Origin of the sequence: Bacillus cereus group sp. BfR-BA-01382, from assembly GCF_022663475.1 — a bacterium.
In the GTDB taxonomy this organism is placed as follows: Bacteria; Bacillota; Bacilli; order Bacillales; family Bacillaceae_G; genus Bacillus_A; species Bacillus_A thuringiensis_S.
Map to the genome: position 1 here is coordinate 1 of NZ_JAKUFQ010000289.1, position 447 is coordinate 447.

Here is a 447-nt window from a genome sequence, read left to right on the forward strand (position 1 = left end):
AACTTCTTTTAACCACTCAAATTCTGCTTTGTATTTTGCAGGAGTGGGAAGCTTTTGTTTCTTTAGTTGATCCTTATCATCTTTATGTTTTTCATACGCTTCTTTCCGTTCGGCTAACATTCTGTTATACACGAAACGTACACAACCGAAGGTTTTACGTATAAGATGTGCTTGGTCTCCTGTTGGATACAAACGGAATTTATATGCTTTATTCTGCTTTGTCATATCATTTCACCTCATTTTTCACTTTGATTTTCAATATATGTTTTTACTACGTCTATTGGCGAACCACCAGTAGTTAGTAAGCAAAAGCTTCTTGACCAAAACATCTCTTTCCAAAGTTTCTTTTTCACTTGTGGAAAGTCTCTTTTAATAAGTCGAGAACTTGCACTTTTATAAGCATTGATGAATTTTGTCATTTCTGTATTAGGGTGTGCCTTGAACAAA

Annotated in this window: 1 protein-coding gene and 1 pseudogene; both read right to left on the reverse strand. The window is 34.5% G+C overall.

Annotated features, from left to right (window positions below):
* A partial coding sequence (locus MR160_RS33980) for a helix-turn-helix domain-containing protein (protein WP_242299236.1) occupies nucleotides 1-225 on the reverse strand: 225 nt, incomplete at its 3' end.
* Between the two features lie 11 nt (nucleotides 226-236).
* Nucleotides 237-447: pseudogene (gene tnpA, locus MR160_RS33985) on the reverse strand (IS200/IS605-like element ISBth16 family transposase); the annotation flags it as partial.